The organism is Microvirga sp. VF16 (genome assembly GCF_016864375.1).
In the GTDB taxonomy this organism is placed as follows: Bacteria; Pseudomonadota; Alphaproteobacteria; order Rhizobiales; family Beijerinckiaceae; genus Microvirga.
Map to the genome: position 1 here is coordinate 2,584,735 of NZ_CP069354.1, position 13,627 is coordinate 2,598,361.

Annotated in this window: 11 protein-coding genes; 3 read left to right on the plus strand and 8 right to left on the minus strand. The window is 62.0% G+C overall.

Features of this window, described 5'->3' with window-relative positions:
- Positions 1–290: 290 nt before the first annotated feature.
- Genes JO965_RS12190 through JO965_RS12200 form a run of 3 tightly spaced genes read left to right on the plus strand, consistent with a single transcriptional unit; the run spans position 291 to position 5,086 of the window.
- Positions 291–2,450, plus strand: coding sequence for a TonB-dependent siderophore receptor (locus JO965_RS12190; RefSeq protein WP_246776834.1), 2,160 nt, complete (start codon positions 291–293; stop codon positions 2,448–2,450).
- Between the two features lie 32 nt (positions 2,451–2,482).
- A complete protein-coding gene (locus JO965_RS12195; RefSeq protein WP_246776835.1) occupies positions 2,483–3,310 on the plus strand; it encodes an ATP-binding cassette domain-containing protein in 828 nt (275 codons plus the stop codon).
- Between the two features lie 54 nt (positions 3,311–3,364).
- Positions 3,365–5,086: an ABC transporter ATP-binding protein gene (locus JO965_RS12200; protein ID WP_203443863.1), complete on the plus strand. Its 1,722-nt coding sequence runs from the start codon at positions 3,365–3,367 to the stop codon at positions 5,084–5,086.
- Between the two features lie 5 nt (positions 5,087–5,091).
- On the opposite strand, the gene JO965_RS12205 is transcribed toward JO965_RS12200, so the two are convergent.
- The 8 genes from JO965_RS12205 to JO965_RS12240 all read right to left on the minus strand — a co-directional run bounded on the left by JO965_RS12205 (position 5,092) and on the right by JO965_RS12240 (position 13,626).
- Positions 5,092–5,562, minus strand: a complete 471-nt coding sequence (locus JO965_RS12205) for an opioid growth factor receptor-related protein (protein ID WP_203443864.1) — start codon at positions 5,560–5,562, stop codon at positions 5,092–5,094.
- A gap of 46 nt (positions 5,563–5,608) precedes the next feature.
- Positions 5,609–6,460, minus strand: coding sequence for a sulfite exporter TauE/SafE family protein (locus tag JO965_RS12210; RefSeq protein WP_203443865.1), 852 nt, complete (start codon positions 6,458–6,460; stop codon positions 5,609–5,611).
- Positions 6,461–6,537: 77 nt separating this feature from the next.
- A complete protein-coding gene (locus JO965_RS12215) occupies positions 6,538–7,263 on the minus strand; it encodes a DUF1028 domain-containing protein (RefSeq protein ID WP_203443866.1) in 726 nt (241 codons plus the stop codon).
- Between the two features lie 12 nt (positions 7,264–7,275).
- Positions 7,276–9,069 carry a gamma-glutamyltransferase family protein gene (locus JO965_RS12220; protein WP_203443867.1) on the minus strand — a complete coding sequence of 598 codons (1,794 nt, stop codon included), beginning with the start codon at positions 9,067–9,069 and terminating at the stop codon, positions 7,276–7,278.
- Positions 9,070–9,097: 28 nt separating this feature from the next.
- Complete coding sequence (locus JO965_RS12225) at positions 9,098–9,973, minus strand: ABC transporter permease (protein WP_203443868.1); 876 nt, start codon at positions 9,971–9,973, stop codon at positions 9,098–9,100.
- Complete coding sequence (locus JO965_RS12230) at positions 9,970–10,917, minus strand: ABC transporter permease (RefSeq protein ID WP_203443869.1); 948 nt, start codon at positions 10,915–10,917, stop codon at positions 9,970–9,972. Before JO965_RS12230 ends, JO965_RS12225 begins: the two co-directional genes overlap by 4 nt.
- Positions 10,918–10,992: 75 nt before the next feature.
- Entirely contained in the window at positions 10,993–12,492 is a 1,500-nt protein-coding gene (locus JO965_RS12235) for an ABC transporter substrate-binding protein (RefSeq protein WP_203443870.1), read from the minus strand.
- Positions 12,493–12,534: 42 nt separating this feature from the next.
- Positions 12,535–13,626 (minus strand): oligopeptide/dipeptide ABC transporter ATP-binding protein, encoded by a 1,092-nt coding sequence (locus tag JO965_RS12240; protein ID WP_246776877.1) that lies wholly within the window; start codon positions 13,624–13,626, stop codon positions 12,535–12,537.
- Position 13,627 lies beyond the last annotated feature (1 nt).

Consider the following 13,627-nt stretch of genomic DNA (forward strand, 5'->3'; position numbering starts at 1 on the left):
TCGCCTTTCATCTCGGACTGGAAGTGCTTGCTTGTGGGTTTCGTGGGGACGTGAACTGCCAATTTGGTCTATTATGTTAAACAGCATAGTCTCTAGTTTGTAGCGATTATAAAAAATCTAACTCCTGATTGTAACTATTATAAACTGCAGTTTAGAGTAGTTTGAAAACATAATGCTTGCCTCAACCTGGCGGAAACCATAGTCAGTGCCGCCGACCGGTAATCGGCTGATTGCGCCTGCATGTGAGGCCCCAGGAGGCTTCCCTGCGATTGACAGCCTTGGGGGCATCCATGAATCGTCGTTATGTGTTGAGTATGGGAGTGAGCCTCGTCTCGCTAGCCGTGATGGTGGCATCGAGCAGTCAATCCTTGGCTCAGACACAGCCTGCATCGGGTGAAATCGCGCTGGAGACAGTGACCGTCGAAGGGCAGGGCGGCAGCGCGACCGGGCCAGTGAACGGCTATGTTCCCAACCGCACGACAACCGGCTCCAAGACGGACACGCCCATCGAGGAAATCCCGCAGTCGGTCTCGGTGATCGGCCGCGAAGAAATCGAAGATCGGCAGGCGCAGAAGGTTGACGAGGCTCTGCGCTACACGGCTGGCGTCTTTGCGCAGCCCTATGGGCTGGATTCGGATACCGACTGGTTCTTCATCCGCGGCTTCGATGCCGGGCAGACCGGTGTGTTCCTCAACAACCTGCCGCTCTATCAGTATGGTTTCGGCGGGTTTTATATCGACCCGTTCGTGCTTGAGCGCATTGAGGTGCTTAAAGGACCGTCCGCCGCTCTTTATGGCGGTTCGTCCATCGGTGGTATCGTCAATCTCGTGAGCAAGCGTCCGGTAACCGAGCCGCTTCGCTACGTCGAGACGGGCGTCAATTCCTGGGGCAACGGCTATGCGGCCTTCGACTTCGGCGGCGCTCTCGACAAGGACAAGATCTGGTCCTATCGCCTGACCGGAAAGGTGTCCGGGGGCGGCTGGGAAACGGAGATCGCAGAGGATTTCCGCGGCGTGATCGCACCTGCCTTCACGTTCCGGCCCAACGCGGGTACGGAACTCACCGTGCTCGCGTCCTACCAGCATATGGATCTCATGCACACGGGCGGGTTCCTGCCTTATGTCGGAACGGTGGTGCCTGCGCCGTTCGGCCGAATCTCGCGCCGGTTCTACTACAGCGAGCCCGATATCGATCTCTACCGCCGCGAACAGGCGATGATCGGTTATGAGTTTGAGCATGCCGTCAATGACGTCTGGACGCTTAGGCAGAACTTCCGCTACGCGCATGTAGATTCGAAGGAGCGCGGTCCCTATCCGTTCGGTTATCTTGGCGGAGCGCCGGTCGGACCGGACTTCCTGCTGTTTCGCGTTGGCTTCAACCATCACACGGTGGTGAACACGCTATCCCTCGACAACCAGGCAGAAGCGAAGTTCGGCACAGGGCCGCTTAATCATACGCTGCTCCTCGGCCTGGATTACAAGTACTACGATATCGATCATATCCAGGCGGCCGGCGGCGGTACGCCGATCAGTCCCGTCAACCCGATTTACGGTGTGCTCCAGGGGCCGACGGTTCCTTATCTCGACCAGGACCTGACCATGAGCCAACTCGGGTTCTATGCTCAGGACCAGATCCGTTATAGCGGTTGGATCGCGACGTTGAACGGACGTTACGATCATGTCTCCACGAAGAGCACGGATAAGGTCGGCGCCGCCAATTTCAGCGACGAAGCCGGCGAGTTCAGCGGCCGTCTCGGGCTGGGTTATGAGTTTGAGAACGGAATGACGCCTTACGCCGCTGTGTCTCGCTCCTTCAACCCCGTCATCGGCTCCGATTTCTTCGGCCAGTCGTTCGCCCCTGAAACCGGACAACAATATGAAGTCGGCCTCAAATACAGGCCGACCTTCATTGATGCTCTGATCACGGCATCCTTGTTCGATCTCACGCGTCAGAACGTTAACACGACCGACCCGGAGCACTCATTCTTTGAGGTGCAGTTGGGCGAGGTTCGCTCCCGCGGATTTGAGCTCGAAGCGCAGGCCAATATCACGGCGGGCCTGAAGGCGATTGCCGCATTCACGGCTTATGACATCGAAATCACTGAGGATTCAAATCCGCTACTGATCGGAAATCGACCCAATGTCGTGCCGGAAATCCTCGCCTCGGGCTGGCTCGACTACACGGTTCAGGACGGTCCGTTCAAAGGGCTCGGCTTCGGTGCAGGTGTTCGCTATGTCGGGTTCTCCTATGCCGACAACGAGAACACCCTGAAGGTGCCTGCCGCGACCGTGTTCGATGCAGGCATCCGCTACACGCGCGATAACTTCACGGTGGCACTCAACGTCAACAATCTCTTCGATAACGAATATGTCTCAGCCTGCGATACGCAATTCACCTGCAATTATGGTGCCGGTCGCGTCGCAACGCTGAAGGCGGGCTACAAGTGGTGATGTATGGAGCGCCGTCGCAAGACGGCACCTTCATGACTGTGCCGAAGCCCATGTCCGCCGCTTCTCGTCCAGACTCTGCACTCGAGACGCCATTGTTCGAGTTGACGGATGTCAGCTTCTCGATTCCGGAGCGCACCTTGCTGCATCCGCTCACGCTGACCCTGCCGGGGCAGCGCGTGATCGGATTGATCGGCCATAATGGTTCGGGCAAGTCGACGCTGATCAAGCTGCTGGCTCGTCAGCAGCCGGTCTCGGGCGGCGCCATCGCTTTCGAGGGAAAAGGACTATCCGATTGGGGAGAGCGGCCCTTCGCGAGGCGGGTCGCTTATCTGCCGCAGCAGACGCCTCCGGCTTCGGGCATGCTCGTCAAGGAACTTGTGGCACTCGGCCGCTATCCCTGGCATGGCCCGCTCGGTCGCTTCGGAGCGACTGATCGCGAGAAGGTGCGGGAAGCAATGGTGCTCGCCGATGTCGAACCTTTCGCCGACCGCCTCGTCGACACCTTGTCAGGCGGCGAGCGCCAGAGGGTCTGGCTCGCCATGCTGGTCGCACAGGATGCTCAGTTCCTGCTGCTCGACGAGCCGATTTCCGCACTCGATGTCACCCATCAGGTGGAGGTGCTAGCCCTCGTTCAGCGTCTTTCGCGCGAGCGCGGCCTTGGTGTGGTCGTGGTGCTGCACGACGTTAATATGGCGGCCCGCTTCTGTGACGAGATCCTAGCGCTGCAGATGGGGCGGCTGATTGCTCGCGGCACGCCCGATGAGATCATGACACCGCACCAGTTGCAGGCCATCTACGGCATCGCCATGGATGTCATTCCCCATCCCGTCACGGGCCAGCCTGTCAGCTTCGTCCGTTGAACCTTCCAAGCCCCTGCTTGCCGTTATCGGCAGCCGGCAGTACCTAGTTCCGCCATGCATTCCCTGCTCAATCGCTTTTTCGCTTACTACCGGCCCCATCGCGGCCTGTTCGTGCTGGATTTTTCCTGTGCCGTGGCCTCGGGCCTGCTCGAACTTGGCTTTCCGATTGCGGTCAAGCTGTTCATCGACACCCTGCTTCCGACCGGTCAGTGGGGGCTCATTGCGCTCGCCTCGGCTTTGCTGCTTGCCGTCTACGTCCTCAATGCGGGCCTGATGGCGACGGTGACCTATTGGGGGCATATGCTCGGCATCAACATCGAGACGGAGATGCGGCGCAAGGCCTTCGACCATCTCCAGAAGCTCTCCTTTGGCTTCTTCGACAACCAGAAGACCGGCCATCTCGTGGCCCGACTCACCAAGGACCTGGAGGAGATCGGCGAGGTCGCCCATCACGGGCCGGAGGATCTTTTCATTGCCGTGATGACGCTCGTGGGTGCGTTCATCCTGATGTTTACGGTCAATGTGAAGCTCGCCCTCATCACAGCCATGGTCGTTCCTCTGACCGCTTGGCTGACGACTCGCTATGGCGGCCGCATGACGCGGAACTGGCAGGCTCTTTATGGCCGCGTCGGCGATTTCAATGCACGCATCGAGGAGAATGTCGGCGGTATCCGCGTGGTCCAGGCCTTCGCCAACGAGGATCATGAGCGTCGGCTGTTCGCCGTCGACAACCAGGGCTACCGCAAGACCAAGCTTGAGGCCTACAAGATCATGGCCGCCTCGACTTCGCTGAGCTATCTCAGCATGCGCCTGATCCAGATGGTCGTCATGGTCGCCGGCAGCTATCTGGTGCTGAAAGGTGAACTCAGTGCTGGTGGCTTCGTCGGCTTCCTGCTCCTTGTGGGCGTCTTCTTCCGCCCCATCGAGAAGATCAATTCGGTCATCGAGACCTATCCCAAAGGCATCGCGGGCTTCAAACGCTACATGACGTTCCTCGATACGCGCCCGGACATCGCGGACCGTCCCGGCGCGAGAGATGTCGACAAGCTCAAGGGAGACATCCAATACAGGAACGTCGTGTTCGGCTATGCCGAGGAGCGCAGCATCCTCCAGGGGCTCGACCTGACGATCCGTGCCGGCGAGACCATCGCCTTCGTCGGCCCATCGGGGGCGGGCAAGACTACGATCTGCTCTCTGCTGCCCCGTTTCTACGAGGTCGATAGCGGGGCGATCACCATTGACGGGATCGATATCCGCGCCATGACGCTCCGCTCTCTGCGCAGCCAGATCGGAATCGTGCAGCAGGATGTGTTCCTGTTCGCGGGTACGATCCGCGAGAACATCGCCTATGGCCGCCTTGAGTCTTCTGAGGCCGAAATCCTGGAGGCGGCCCGTCGTGCCCGGCTCGACGAGGTGATCGCCTCCCTGCCGGCGGGCCTCGATACGATCATCGGAGAGCGCGGCGTCAAGCTGTCGGGAGGGCAGAAGCAGCGCCTCGCCATCGCGCGCATCTTCCTCAAGAACCCGCCGATCCTGATCCTGGATGAGGCCACGTCGGCCCTTGACACGGAAACCGAGCGGGCGATCCAGCAGGCTCTCGCCGAATTGTCGATGGGTCGCACGACGCTAGTGATTGCCCATCGCCTCGCGACCATCGTGAATGCGGACAGGATCGCCGTGATCGATCGGGGCGTGATCGTGGAGCAGGGCGACCACAGGGAGCTTCTCGCTCTTAATGGAATTTACAGGCGGCTAAGCGAGGCGCAGTTCGCCTGACGAGGTCAGGCACCCGCCGCGTCCGCCCAGAACTTGAGGCTGCGGGCATTGACGGGTGATCCTGCGGCTTCGTTCAAGGCGAGGATGGCCTCGTGAAAGTGCTCGGCCTCCTCCTGGCTGGCAAGCTGCATGAGGCTGTGAATGATCCGGGTGATGCGCAGGTGGTTGTGGTCGTAGGACGTTAGCCACCATCGCGTATCCCGGTAGAACCGGAGCATCCGTTCGGTCGCCTTCGCAAGCGTATCCTGGGCGCTGCGGTCCGTCCTGATCGCATCTATTTCCGCCTGCGTCAGAACCGGAGCTCCAGGCTGGGCGCCGCTACGGGTCTGCAAGGGAAAAAGCCACTGGATGTAGTCATGTACTTCTTCCAGCTGCTCATCAGAAAAGCTGAGGACATCGGCCGCAAGACGTCCCCTGCCATCGTGCCCGGTTCCGGCGAGATAGGCATGGAGAGGCCCTGCAGCTGATCCAGACATGGTTTGATCTCCGATCCGGTCACCCAGATTGGAGATTCTCGATGGCTTAAGTGAGGAGGCTTGCCGCAAACCGCGCGCAGACGAGGAGCAGGAAGATACCGAAGGCGACCTCGAGCCGGCGCTTCGAGAGCCGGTGCGCGAGGTGCGCGCCCACCGGCGCCATCCAGGTGCTGGTAGGGATGAACAGCACAAGGCCCAGGAGCGACACGTAGCCCAACGCCAGCGGTGGCTGGAAAGCGGTCACAGTGGGATAATCAGCCATATGCGGCCAGCCGGCATAGATGTAGCCGAGCGCCCCCGGGATCGAGATCAGGATACCGAGGCCTGAGGAGGTCGCGACCGCCTGATGGATCGGGCGGTTGTAGAAGGTCATGAACAGGTTAGAGAGCTGGCCGCCGCCGATGCCCATGAGCGCCGAGAGGATGCCGATGAGCCAACCATAGGCGACCATGATCGGCTTTGCCGGCATGTCGAGGCCGAAGCGCCAGGTGTCCTTGCCGAAGAGCAGGCGGATGGCAGAGATTCCTGCCACAATCACGAAGACGGTCTTGAACAGGTCGGCCGGAGCATAGCGGGCGATGATGCTGCCGATGATGACGCCGAGCACCACAGGCACGGCCCAGACCCGCAGAATCGTCATGTCAACCGCCCCTTTCGCCCTGTGCGTGTTGAAGGAGCGGATGGAGGTGGGAATGATGATGGCAAGCGAGGTGCCGACGCAGAGTGGCATGCGAACTTCCTCAGGCACCTCCAGGATGCGGAAGAGTTCGTAGAGGATCGGCACGGCCACGGCGCCACCGCCGACACCGAACACGCCGGCGAGCAGGCCGGTGATGGCACCAGCGGCCAGCAGCGCAGCCACGAGCCAAGCCAATTCGAACAGAGGTATGCCAAACATTGGAAGGTCCATCGAGAGAGGAGATCGCCGTAGGATCTTTTTGATCTGTCGGCAAGTGACGCTGTTGCAGGGCTGCCCTACGGCGAGGAATTTGCTGCCGGCCGCTCCTGATATTCGCGCGCCTTCTGGTCGATCCACGACCGATCCGTGATGCCGCCGGGATTGGCGCGGGTTGCCATGGCGTCCATGAAGGCGAGGAAGCGCTCATGGGCAACGCCATAGAGGCGACGCAGCTCGTCCAGAGGTTCGGGATGATCGTCGACGCGCAGGTCGAGCATGGGATAGGGCTCGTCGCGCCAGACCTTGATGGCAGCGGATTGCTTGCCGCGCTTGTCGCCGCCCTCGGCCTGTCCGGCATCGAGCGCCGTCATGAGACGATCCGCGAAGGGAAGATCCAGGCGCCGCTTGTAGGTTTCGAGCGTGGCCTCGATGACAGTCGGACCTGCCAGCATGTTGCCGGCCACCGAGACACCTTCATCCGTGAGATGCCCGCACCAGTCGATGCAGTCCGGTCCCGTATGAGCGGCCGTACGGCCGTCTCGATCGATCACGTGGAGCTGACGGGAACGGCTACCCGGATCCTGCGCCGTGAGGATCGAGACGATTTCCTCGGCGCTTCGTCCCTCGGCAAGGAGTTTCACGCCGTCCGTGCCGTAGAGCGGATTGACGAGTGCTTGCGTGGCGAGAGCGCCAATCCGTGCCGCGCCGTGGGGGCAGAGCGCTCCCACGGCGAAGAACTTGGTCGTTACCGCAACGCCGAAGGCGCCGGTCTCGGGATCCTTGGCGATGATCGACCAAGTCATGATCTATGCTCCTCAACGACCGACCGCATAGGCCTGCATGAGGCGTGGTGTTGCAGCGCCATGCAGCAGGCCGTCCTTGTCGCGGCTGGCCGCCACAAGGCGTCCGACCGTCCAGGCGGGCGCGACCTCGACCTCGTGACCGCGTGCGCGCAGATCGTCGAGGACCTCCGCGCCATAGGTCTCCTCGGCCATGAGATGGCCGGGCTTCTGCTCGCGTGGATAGAACGAGGAGGGGAAATGCGCCGTGTGCGACATCGGCTGGTCGATGGCCTCCTGCAGGTTCAGGCCGTGATGGGCATGGCGCAGGAAGAGGAGAAGCTGCCACTGCTCCTGCTGATCGCCGCCCGGTGAGCCGAAGACCATGTAGGGCTCGCCATCCTTTTCCGCGAGGGTCGGGGTGAGCGTGGTGCGCGGACGCTTGCCCGGTGCGAGGCTCGCCGGTAGGCCTTCTTCGAGCCAGAACATCTGGGCGCGGGAGTTGAGCATGAAGCCGAGTTCCGGAATGACAGGCGAGGATTGCAGCCAGCCGCCCGACGGCATGGCCGCGATCATGTTGCCGAAGCGGTCCACCACGTCGATATGCACCGTGTCGCCGCGCCGCGCCGAGCGCATGGACTGAAGCGTCGGCTCGCCACCGGAAATCTTCTTGTCGGTGGTAGACAGTTCGCGCAGCGCCTTCAGGGTGCGCTCCACCTGAGCCTCGTACCCCTCGACGTGGCCGGGCCGCAGCTCAAGGGAGGCCCTGTCCGTGATGAGCTTGCGGCGTTCGTCGTTATAGGCGTCCGACAGCAGCGCCTGGATCGGAACATCGACGAAGTCCGGATCGCCGTAATAGGCCTCGCGGTCGGCAAAGGCGAGCTTCATGGACTCGACGACCGTGTGGATGAATTGCGCACTGGTCGGGCCCATAGCGGCGAGATCGAAACCCTTCAGGAGTGCCAATGTCTGCAGGAAGACCGGACCCTGGCCCCAAGGACGGATCTTGTTCACCCGGTAGTTATGGTAGTCGTAAGTCTGCGGCGCGTCATAGCTTGCGGACCACTTGGCCATATCGTCGGCGGTCAACACGCCGCGATGGCGCGAGCCGCTCTGATCCATGGCTTCCGTCTTGCGCACGAAGGCATCGATGGCCTCGGCCACGAAGCCCTTGTAAAAGGCGTTGCGCGCTGCTTCGATCTGCGCCTCGCGGTCGCTGCCCCGGGCCTCGCCTTCGCGGATGATGCGTTTCCAGGTGTCCGCGAGCTGCGGGTTGCGGAAGAGCTGGCGCGGCTTCGGCACCTCGCCTCCGGGCAGGAACACGGCTGCGGAGGTCGGCCATTCCGTCTCGAAGAACTCCTTCAGGCCCTTGATGGTGTCCGACACGCGCGGCAGCAGGGGGTGGCCCTGTTCAGCGTAATAGATGGCGGGCTCCAGCACCTCTCTCAGCGAGAGCAGGCCATGGTCGCGCAAAAGCAGCATCCAGGCATCGAATGCGCCGGGCACGACGGTGGCGAGCAGGCCGTTGCCGGGAATGAGCTTGAGGCCCTCGTTCTTGTAATGCGCGATGGTGGCACCCTGCGGGGCCGTGCCCTGGCCGCAGAGCACTTCGACCTTCTTGGTCTTGGCCGAGTAGAACACCGTCGGCACCTCGCCGGATGGCCCCACCAGATGCGGTTCGACGACCTGGAGCACGAAGGCGGAGGCGACGCAGGCGTCGAAGGCATTGCCGCCTTTCTCCAACATCGACATGCCGGCGGCCGAAGCCAGCCAATGGGTCGAGGTGACGATACCGAAGGTGCCGAGGATCTCGGGCCGTGTCGTAAACATGATCTCTTATCCGAAGTTGGCGTTTTAATTACTGTTCGCGGGGATCGAGCGCGTCGCGCAGGCCGTCGCCGAGAAGATTGAAGCCGAGCACGATCAGGAAGATCGCCGAGCCGGGGAAGATCGACATCCACGGCGCCTGATCCATGAAGTTCTTTGCCGTATTGAGCATGGAGCCCCAGGACGGGTTCGGCGGCTGCTGGCCGAGGCCGAGGAAAGACAGGCTTGCCTCCGCGATGATGGCGGTAGCGATGGTGAGGGTGCCCTGAACCAGGATCGGCGGCAGTACGTTCGGCAGAACGTAGCGGACCAGGATCCAGAAATCGGGCAGGCCAATGGCCCGCGCGCCTTCCACGTAATCCTCCGCCTTCACGGTCAGCACCTGCCCGCGGGTGAGGCGGATGAAGATCGGCATGGCGGAAAGACCGATGGCGATCATTGCATTGGTGAGGCTCGGGCCGAGAAAGGCCGCGAGTGCGATGGCGAAGATGAGGAAGGGGATGGCCAACATGGCGTCGGTGGCGCGGGATATCGCGGCATCGATCCAGCCACCGAAATAGCCGGCGATGAGACCGAACGGCACGCCGAGGACGATGGCGATGGTGACCGAGACCACGCCCGCCATGATGGAGGCGCGGGCGCCCCAGAGCATGCGGGAGAGGAGATCGCGTCCGAGTTCGTCGGTGCCGAACCAGAACAGAGCCGAAGGAGCCTTTCGGATGCTCGTGAAGCTCGGCTTGATCGGGTCGTAGGGCGCGAAATAAGGGCCGACGAGGGCAACGAGAACGAAGAACAGAACGATGGCGCCGCCCAGTACGGCACTCTTGTTCTTCAGGAATTTGGCGAGGACGCGGCTGCGCTTCTTGGGCAGCGCGACCTCATCGGCAATAACGGCAGTGGCGGTCATGCGGCGTGCCTCAGGCGGGGATTGACGAGAACATAAAGGACATCGGCGAGCAGGTTCATGAAGATGAAGCCGACGGCCGTGCAGAGAACGACGCCCTGCACCACCGCGTAGTCACGGTTGAAGACCGCATCGACGATGAGCTTGCCGAAGCCTGGGATAGTGAAGATCTGCTCCGTGAGAACGGCACCAGCGAGAAGCTCGCCGAAGAGCAGGGTCGAGAGGGTCACGATCGGCACGAGCGCATTGCGCAGGGCGTGCTTCAGGATGACCTTTCGCGATAGAAGCCCCTTGGCGCGGGCGGTGCGGATATAGTCGGAGCGCATGACACCCAGCATGGCGCTGCGGGTGTGGCGCATCAGGCTCGCGGCCAAACCCGTACCGAGAACGAAGGCCGGCATGAGCATGGTCTTGATGTTGAGCCACAGATCTTCGGTCGGCGGCACATAGCCGGAGGCGGGCAGAAGACCCCAGCGGACCGACACCAGCATGATCAGCATGATGCCCAGCCAGAAATTGGGGATGGATAGGCCCGAGAGGGCGATGACGTTGGCGGTGTAGTCGACCGTCGTTCCCTTCTTCACGGCCGAGATGATGCCGGTTGGAATGCCGATGGCGAGCGCTACGATCATGGCCATGATGGCGAGCTCGAGAGTCACAGGCAGCTTGCTCATGATCAGGTCGAGGACCGGGATATCGGTACGCAGCGAGATCCCGAGATTGCCCGTCAAGGCGGAGCCGATCCAGGCGAAATACTGAACTGGAAGGGGATCGTCCAGGCGATACTTTTCGCGCAGGTAGGCAAGCACCTGCGGATCGCGTTCTTCGCCCGCCATGGTGAGAACCGGATCGCCGGGCAGGAGCTTCTGCAGGGCAAAGACCAGGATCGACACGATAATCAGCGTCGGGATGGCAATCAGTATTCGTCGTCCGATGTAGCGCAGCATCAGCTCGTGGAACCCGTGACAAGGAAGGGTAGGGGCGTGCCCGGTCGTCGAACCGGGCACGCTGTCTTGATCAGCTTAGGAAGCGAACTTCACGCCCTTCAGGCGGATCATGCCGTCCGGATAGGGCTTGAAGCCCTGCATCTTCTTCGAGAGAACGAAGGGCCAGGGCTGATAGTAGGTGTAGATGATCGGCAGGTCCTGCTTCAGGATTTCCTGCGCGGCATCATAGAGCTGCTTGCGCTTGGCTTCGTCGTTGATGCTGCGTGCTTCGTTGAGCAGCTTGTCCACTTCCGCGTTGCAGTAGCGGCCGTCGTTGAGCGCGCCCTTGCAGGTTGCGAAGGCGTGGATATTGCCGTCGGGATCGACGCGGCCCGACCATCCGATGATGTTGGCTTGGAAATTGCCGGCCTGCGCCTCCTTCTGCATGGCAGCGAACTCGGTCGGCCGCAGCGTGATCTCGAAGCCCGCTTCCGCCGCCATCGCCTGGATGATCTCGGCGATCTGCTGCGTCGTGGTGCTGGTGCCGAAGGTGATCTCGAACTTCACCTTCTCGGCGCCCGCTTCCTTCAGAAGCTGCTTGGCCTTTGCCACGTCACGCTTGCCGGCGGCGAATTTCGGATTGTTGTAGGGGCTCGCCGCAGGGAAAGGCTGGCCTGCCGGCGGATAGATGCCGGCGCCCACCACTTCGTTGATCACATCGCGGTCGATGGACAATTCGAGCGCCTGACGAACGCGCTTGTCCTGGCCGAGCGGCGTCTTGGCCTTGTCGCCATTGTTGGTGTTGATGGTGATGCCCTGATAGCCGATGCCCGTGACGGGCGCGAAGACCAGATTGGCATCGCTCTTCGCGGCGGGAACATCGCTCGGCGCGAGACGCTCGAGCATGTCGAGGTTGCCCGATTTGAGGTTCGCGAGGCGAACGGTCGTGTCCGGAATGGGCTGGAAGACGATGCGGTCGAAGTTAAAGTTCTTCGCGTCCCAGTGCTCCTTGAAGCGCTCCAGAACGATGCGGTCGTTCTGCACACGCTCGACGAACTTGTAGGGGCCGGAGCAAACGGGCTTCTGGCCGAAATCGGCGGAGGCCATGGCCTTCGGCGACAGGATCATGCCGGCGCGGTCGGAAAGCTGCGACAGCAGGGTCGCGTCCGGCTGTGAAAGATTGACCTTCACCGTCAGGTCGTCGACAACGTCGACGCTTGCGACCGATGTCAGCTCGCTCTTACGCAAGCTGTCCGGCAGCGTGCGGGCGCGGTCGAGATTGGCCTTTACCGCGGCGGCATCCATCTTTTCGCCGTCGTGGAAGGTAACGCCCGGGCGCAGCTTGAAGGTGAGCGACTTGCCGTCATCGCCCCAGCTCCACTCGGTGGCGAGTTCCGGCGTGAACTTCAGTTCGGGTGTGATGTCGACGAGCTTGTTGCACAGCGACGTGAACACGATGCGGCCGACGAAGGTGCGGGCGCGGTGCGGATCGAGCACGTCGGGATCCTCGTTCAGGCCGATGCGCAAGGTTTGTGCAGAAGCCGCGGTGCTCATCATGAGCCCGGCGGCCACGGCAAGGAGCAGTCTCTTCTTCATTCTCTCGTCCTCCAATTGTCCTCTAGGTGTCGTCCTCTGAGTTCAGGGGCTCGTCGCGACGGGCTTATCCTGCCGTTCGCGCCAAGTGCGGTAGAGTGCCAAGCGCTTGGCGAGCGCTGCACTCGGGGGCGGTGCGCTGATGGAACCGGCGCCCGCTCCCTGGATTTCACGCCAGAAATGGCAGGCGACTTGCCGCCCGTCCGGGGCCGTCTCGAGCGCAGGATGCTGCTCCTTGCAGAGAGCGCGGGCATGGGGGCAGCGGGTGTGGAAGCGGCAGCCGGACGGTGGCGCGGCCGGGCTTGGCACGTCGCCCTGGAGCAGCGCCTTCGGCTGGCGGTTTGTCGGGGACGGTACGGGGATCGCCGCAAGAAGCGCCTGGGTATAGGGATGCAGCGGGTTGTCGAACAGCGCGTCCGTGTCCGAAAGCTCGACGATCTCACCAAGATACATCACGGCAACGCGGTCGCTCATGTGCCGGATGACGGCAAGATCGTGCGCCACGATGACGAGGGTCAGCCCGAAGCGGTCCTTGAGATCCTCGAGCAGGTTGATGATTTGCGCCTGGATCGACACGTCGAGAGCCGAGACTGGCTCGTCGCCGACGATCAGCTTGGGATCGCCTGCGAGCGCCCTGGCGATACCGATGCGCTGCCGCTGGCCACCGGAGAACTCATGCGGATAGCGGTCCGCATGGGTCGGCAGAAGGCCGACCGTGCGCATGAGATCCGCCACGCGCTCGCGCTTTTCCCGGCCGGAGGCGAGGTTATGCAGCCAGATCGGCTCGGCGATGATGTCGCCCACATTCATGCGCGGGTTGAGCGAAGCGTAGGGATCCTGGAAAATGATCTGCAACTCGCGCCGCAGCTTGCGCAGCTCGGTCTTGCTGAGTTTCAGGATCGAGCGGCCCTCATAGCGTACATCGCCCTCGGTCGCTTCGATCAGGCGCAGCAGGAGGCGGCCCAGGGTGGACTTGCCACAGCCAGATTCACCCACCACGGCGAAGGTCTCGCCGCGCCGGATGCCCAGTGACACGCCGTCGACTGCACGCACGATTGTGGGCGAGGAGAGCAGACCGCCGCCACCGAAATGCTTTTTCAGGCCGACGCCTTCGAGAATGATGTCGTCTGCGGGCATC

Coding starts and splice junctions, on each gene's coding strand:
- JO965_RS12190 (WP_246776834.1), top strand. CDS start 291: ATGAATCGTCGTTATGTGTTGAGTATGGGAGTGAGCCTCGTCTCGCTA.
- JO965_RS12195 (WP_246776835.1), top strand. CDS start 2,483: ATGACTGTGCCGAAGCCCATGTCCGCCGCTTCTCGTCCAGACTCTGCA.
- JO965_RS12200 (WP_203443863.1), top strand. CDS start 3,365: ATGCATTCCCTGCTCAATCGCTTTTTCGCTTACTACCGGCCCCATCGC.
- JO965_RS12205 (WP_203443864.1), bottom strand. CDS start 5,562: ATGTCTGGATCAGCTGCAGGGCCTCTCCATGCCTATCTCGCCGGAACC.
- JO965_RS12210 (WP_203443865.1), bottom strand. CDS start 6,460: ATGTTTGGCATACCTCTGTTCGAATTGGCTTGGCTCGTGGCTGCGCTG.
- JO965_RS12215 (WP_203443866.1), bottom strand. CDS start 7,263: ATGACTTGGTCGATCATCGCCAAGGATCCCGAGACCGGCGCCTTCGGC.
- JO965_RS12220 (WP_203443867.1), bottom strand. CDS start 9,069: ATGTTTACGACACGGCCCGAGATCCTCGGCACCTTCGGTATCGTCACC.
- JO965_RS12225 (WP_203443868.1), bottom strand. CDS start 9,973: ATGACCGCCACTGCCGTTATTGCCGATGAGGTCGCGCTGCCCAAGAAG.
- JO965_RS12230 (WP_203443869.1), bottom strand. CDS start 10,917: ATGCTGCGCTACATCGGACGACGAATACTGATTGCCATCCCGACGCTG.
- JO965_RS12235 (WP_203443870.1), bottom strand. CDS start 12,492: ATGAAGAAGAGACTGCTCCTTGCCGTGGCCGCCGGGCTCATGATGAGC.
- JO965_RS12240 (WP_246776877.1), bottom strand. CDS start 13,626: ATGCCCGCAGACGACATCATTCTCGAAGGCGTCGGCCTGAAAAAGCAT.